3 rRNA genes are annotated in these 5,755 nt (G+C 52.4%); all 3 read left to right on the forward strand.

Going from position 1 to position 5,755, the window contains the following annotated elements:
- The first annotated feature begins 373 nt into the window (after window positions 1–373).
- The 3 genes from ABRP98_RS11350 to rrf all read left to right on the forward strand — a co-directional run bounded on the left by ABRP98_RS11350 (window position 374) and on the right by rrf (window position 5,743).
- Window positions 374–1,892: ribosomal RNA gene (locus ABRP98_RS11350) — 16S ribosomal RNA — on the forward strand.
- A gap of 505 nt (window positions 1,893–2,397) precedes the next feature.
- A 23S ribosomal RNA gene (locus tag ABRP98_RS11355) occupies window positions 2,398–5,473 on the forward strand.
- Window positions 5,474–5,625: 152 nt separating this feature from the next.
- Window positions 5,626–5,743 (forward strand): 5S ribosomal RNA (gene rrf, locus ABRP98_RS11360).
- The 16S, 23S and 5S rRNA genes sit together here, the layout of an rRNA operon.
- Window positions 5,744–5,755: the final 12 nt, after the last annotated feature.

The raw sequence follows: 5,755 nt of genomic DNA on the forward strand, positions 1-5,755 counted from the left end.
TGAGAACTCAATAGTGTGCCAATGTACTTATTTTTTATTTTTGTGTGCATGGTTGTGTGTTGATTGGTCTGTTGGCCAGCGAATCTTGTGTGGTTTGTTGGTTGGTGTGTGCCGGTAAGGTGTTGGAATACGCATCTTTTTGAATACTGTTTAGTGTTTCGGCTGCATTGATGGATTGGTTGGCATGTGATTGTGTTCAACTTTTTGTCTCCTCTTTTTGTGCCCCGTCGGGTTGGGGAGGCAATGATTTTTCTTTGTAGTAATTTTTGGACGCCAGCATGAGCCTGCTTTTGTGGGTTTGTGGTGGTTTGTTCTTTTGGTTAGGTTTGGGCTTTTCACGGCCTATTTCAGGATGTTGTTCTGAAATTTTCTTTTTGTGGAGAGTTTGATCCTGGCTCAGGACGAACGCTGGCGGCGTGCTTAACACATGCAAGTCGAACGGAAAGGCCCTGCTTGCAGGGTACTCGAGTGGCGAACGGGTGAGTAACACGTGGGTGATCTGCCCTGCACTTCGGGATAAGCTTGGGAAACTGGGTCTAATACCGGATAGGAACCATCTTTAGTGTGGTGGTTGGAAAGTTTTTTCGGTGTAGGATGAGCTCGCGGCCTATCAGCTTGTTGGTGGGGTAATGGCCTACCAAGGCGGCGACGGGTAGCCGGCCTGAGAGGGTGTACGGCCACATTGGGACTGAGATACGGCCCAGACTCCTACGGGAGGCAGCAGTGGGGAATATTGCACAATGGGCGCAAGCCTGATGCAGCGACGCCGCGTGGGGGATGAAGGCCTTCGGGTTGTAAACTCCTTTCGCTAGGGACGAAGCTTTTTTGTGACGGTACCTAGATAAGAAGCACCGGCTAACTACGTGCCAGCAGCCGCGGTAATACGTAGGGTGCGAGCGTTGTCCGGAATTACTGGGCGTAAAGGGCTCGTAGGTGGTTTGTCGCGTCGTCTGTGAAATTCTGGGGCTTAACTCCGGGCGTGCAGGCGATACGGGCATAACTTGAGTGCTGTAGGGGTAACTGGAATTCCTGGTGTAGCGGTGAAATGCGCAGATATCAGGAGGAACACCGATGGCGAAGGCAGGTTACTGGGCAGTTACTGACGCTGAGGAGCGAAAGCATGGGTAGCGAACAGGATTAGATACCCTGGTAGTCCATGCCGTAAACGGTGGGCGCTAGGTGTGAGGGTCTTTCTACGACTTTCGTGCCGTAGCTAACGCATTAAGCGCCCCGCCTGGGGAGTACGGCCGCAAGGCTAAAACTCAAAGGAATTGACGGGGGCCCGCACAAGCGGCGGAGCATGTGGATTAATTCGATGCAACGCGAAGAACCTTACCTGGGCTTGACATACACCAGATCGCTGCAGAGATGTAGTTTCCCTTTGTGGTTGGTGTACAGGTGGTGCATGGTTGTCGTCAGCTCGTGTCGTGAGATGTTGGGTTAAGTCCCGCAACGAGCGCAACCCTTGTCTTATGTTGCCAGCATTTGGTTGGGGACTCATGAGAGACTGCCGGGGTTAACTCGGAGGAAGGTGGGGATGACGTCAAATCATCATGCCCCTTATGTCCAGGGCTTCACACATGCTACAATGGTCGGTACAACGCGCTGCGACACTGTGAGGTGGAGCGAATCGCTGAAAGCCGGCCTTAGTTCGGATTGGGGTCTGCAACTCGACCCCATGAAGTCGGAGTCGCTAGTAATCGCAGATCAGCAATGCTGCGGTGAATACGTTCCCGGGCCTTGTACACACCGCCCGTCACGTCATGAAAGTTGGTAACACCCGAAGCCGGTGGCCTAAACGTGTTAGGGAGCCGTCGAAGGTGGGATCGGCGATTGGGACGAAGTCGTAACAAGGTACCCGTACCGGAAGGTGCGGGTGGATCACCTCCTTTCTAAGGAGCTTTTTTGTAGGCTGCAGTTGCAGTCAGATACCCACTGTTTGTGGGTTGCCCACTGTTGTTTGATGGTGGGTTGGTGGTTGAGTAGGCGAGTGTTCTGCTGCCACCGATTGTTTGGAAATTCCGGGTAGGAGACACACCTTAATCGACAGTACCGAGTGTTTGAATGGTGCTTTGTGACATGCGTAAAAGTGTCCATGTATACAAAAATGAGTGTTGATTGTACGTTGGTGCATTGTTGGGTGTCTGGGGCATTATCCCCTTTTTGTGTGTGCCTGACTGGTTGATGGATGTCACCGTTGTGGTGGTGTTTGTTGCTGGTTCGGGGTGTTGTGTGAGAACTGTATAGTGGACGCGAGCATCTGCATGATGCCACTGTTGTGGTGTTTATGTGTGTGATGTGATTTTTCTTTTTTGTTTATTTTGTCAAGTTCACTTGTTGCTACCGCATACGGATTGTGTGACCTTTGTGTTGTGTGGTTTGTGTGTGGTGGTTGGTGTGTTCGTTATTTAGGGCGCATGGTGGATGCCTTGGCATGCTGAGCCGATGAAGGACGTGTAAGGCTGCGTTAAGCCTCGGGGAGTTGTCAATAAAGCGTTGATCCGAGGATGTCCGAATGGGGAAACCTGGCCCTGGTTATGTGGGGTTACCCTTCAGTGAATTCATAGCTGTTGTGGGGGTTACGCGGGGAAGTGAAACATCTCAGTACCCGTAGGAGGAGAAAATAATAATGATTCTGCTAGTAGTGGCGAACGAACGTGGATGAGGCTAAACCGTGTGCATGTGATACCTGGTAGGGGTTGTGTGTGCGGTGTTGTGGGGCTCAATTGTGTGTCATCTACCAGTGGCACGCCCTTTGTGCATTGTTGTTAGGTGAAGTGGTTTGGAATGGCCTGCCGGAGTAGGTGAGAGTCCTGTAGCTGAAGATGATGATGTGGGGGTTGTTGGGTTCCCGAGTAGCAACGGGCTCGTGGAATCTGTTGTGAATCTGCCGGGACCACCCGGTAAGCCTAAATACTCAGTGTGACCGATAGTGGATAGTACCGTGAGGGAATGGTGAAAAGTACCCCGGGAGGGGAGTGAAATAGTTCCTGAAACCATGTGCTTACAATCCGTCAGAGCACTTTTTTGTGTGATGGCGTGCCTTTTGAAGAATGAGCCTGCGAGTCAGCGGCATGTCGCGAGGTTAACCCGTGTGGGGTAGCCGTAGGGAAACCGAATCCTAATGGGGTGGTTAGTGGCATGTCCTGGACCCGAAGCGGGGTGATCTACCCATGGCCAGTGTGAAGCAGCTGTAAGAGGTTGTGGAGGCGCGAACCCACGTAGGTTGAAAACTGCGGGGATGAGCTGTGGGTAGGGGTGAAAGGCCAATCAAACTCCGTGATAGCTGGTTCTCCCCGAAATGCATTTAGGTGCAGCGTCGCATTAGCTTGGTGGAGGTAGAGCGACTGGTTGGTTGAGCGGGACTACAATCTTAGCAATGTCAGCCAAACTCCGAATGCCATCAATTGTGTTGTGCGGCAGTGAGACTGTGGGGGATAAGCTTCATAGTCGAGAGGGAAACAGCCCAGATCGCCGGTTAAGGCCCCTAAGGGTGTACTAAGTGGAAAAGGATGTGGGATCGCGAAGACAGCCAGGAGGTTGGCTTAGAAGCAGCCATCCTTGAAAGAGTGCGTAATAGCTCACTGGTCGAGTGGTTCTGCGCCGACAATGTAGTGGGGCTCAAGTACACCGCCGAAGCCGCGGCAAGCAGCAATTTTTTGTTGTTTGGGTAGGGGAGCGTCGTGCATGGGTGGAAGCGTTACCGTGAGGAGGCGTGGACTGTGTGCGAGTGAGAATGCAGGCATGAGTAACGAATTGTAAGGTGAGAATCCTTACCGCCGGATGACTAAGGGTTCCTGGGTCAAGTTCGTCTTCCCAGGGTGAGTCGGGACCTAAGGCGAGGCCGACAGGCGTAGTCGATGGATAACCAGTTGATATTCTGGTACCCGTACATGTGCGCCCATGATGAAGCACTGATACTAACCACTGCGGATACGCTACCTAGCATTCTTTGAGTGTTGGTGGTGTTGATGTCGTGGGGCCTGATGTGTGGTTCAAGTGATGGGGTGACGCAGTGAGGTAGCCGCGCCACTTATTGGATTGGTGGTGTAAGCGTGTAGGCCGTGTGGTAGGTAAATCCGCTACACATTAAGGTTGAGGCGTGATGCGTAGACCCTAAGCGGGTTGATGGTGGTGATCCTGTACTGTCGAGAAAAGCCTCTAGCGAGTGTGTGTATGGCCCGTACCCTAAACCGACACAGGTGGTCAGGTTGAAGATACTAAGGCGTTCGGGTGAACTGTGGTTAAGGAATTCGGCAAAATGCCCCCGTAACTTCGGGAGAAGGGGGGCCCTGTGACGTGAAGGCATTTACTGCTGGAGTGTTGTGGGGTCGCAGAGAATAGAGGGAAGCGACTGTTTATCAAAAACACAGGTCCATGCGAAGACGTTAAGTTGATGTATATGGACTGACGCCTGCCCGGTGCTGGAAGGTTAAGAGGACCGGTTAGTTAACGTTTGTTAGCGAAGCTGAGAATTTAAGCCCCAGTAAACGGCGGTGGTAACTATAACCATCCTAAGGTAGCGAAATTCCTTGTCGGGTAAGTTCCGACCTGCACGAATGGCGTAACGACTTCTCTGCTGTCTCGACCACAGGCCCGGTGAAATTGCATTACGAGTAAAGATGCTCGTTACGCGCGGCAGGACGAAAAGACCCCGGGACCTTCACTATAGCTTGGTATTGGTGTTTGGTTCGGTTTGTGTAGGATAGGTGGGAGACTGTGAAATCATCACGCTAGTGGTGGTGGAGTCGTTGTTGAAATACCACTCTGATCGGATTGAGCATCTAACCTTGGCCCATGATCTGGGTTGGGGACAGTGCCTGGTGGGTAGTTTAACTGGGGCGGTTGCCTCCCAAAATGTAACGGAGGCGCCCAAAGGTTCCCTCAGCCTGGTTGGCAATCAGGTGGTGAGTGTAAGTGCACAAGGGAGCTTGACTGTGAGACAGACATGTCGAGCAGGGACGAAAGTCGGGACTAGTGATCCGGCACCTACTTGTGGATGTGGTGTCGCTCAACGGATAAAAGGTACCCCGGGGATAACAGGCTGATCTTCCCCAAGAGTCCATATCGACGGGATGGTTTGGCACCTCGATGTCGGCTCGTCGCATCCTGGGGCTGGAGTAGGTCCCAAGGGTTGGGCTGTTCGCCCATTAAAGCGGCACGCGAGCTGGGTTCAGAACGTCGTGAGACAGTTCGGTCTCTATCCGCCGCGCGCGTTGAAACTTGAAGAAGGCTGTCCCTAGTACGAGAGGACCGGGACGGACGTACCTCTAGTGTGCCAGTTATCCCGCCAGGGGTAGTGCTGGTTGGCTACGTACGGAAGGGATAACCGCTGAAAGCATCTAAGCGGGAAGCCTGTTTTAAGATGAGGTTTCTTTTGAGGTCCCCTAAAGACTATGGGGTAGATAGGCCAGACTTGGAAGCACTGTAAGGTGTGAAGGCTACTGGTACTAATTGACCAAAACAAACACACCACAACAACCCCGAACACCACGTGTGGGGATGATTGTTGGGTGGACTTGTTCGAAGCGAGTAAACAAAATGTACACATTCCGTGTGCCGCGTCCACTATGCAGTATCTGACACAACACCACACAACTTGGTGGGTAGTGTTCTGATAGGTTTGTCGGTGGTTAATAGCTACAGGGAAACGCCCGGTCCCATTCCGAACCCGGAAGCTAAGCCTGTACACGCTGATGGTACTGCAACCGGGAGGTTGTGGGAGAGTAAGTCACCGCCGACACCAAACAACAAA

It is taken from the genome of Corynebacterium sp. KPL2838 (genome assembly GCF_040225455.1).
Lineage (GTDB): Bacteria > Actinomycetota > Actinomycetes > Mycobacteriales > Mycobacteriaceae > Corynebacterium > Corynebacterium rhinophilum.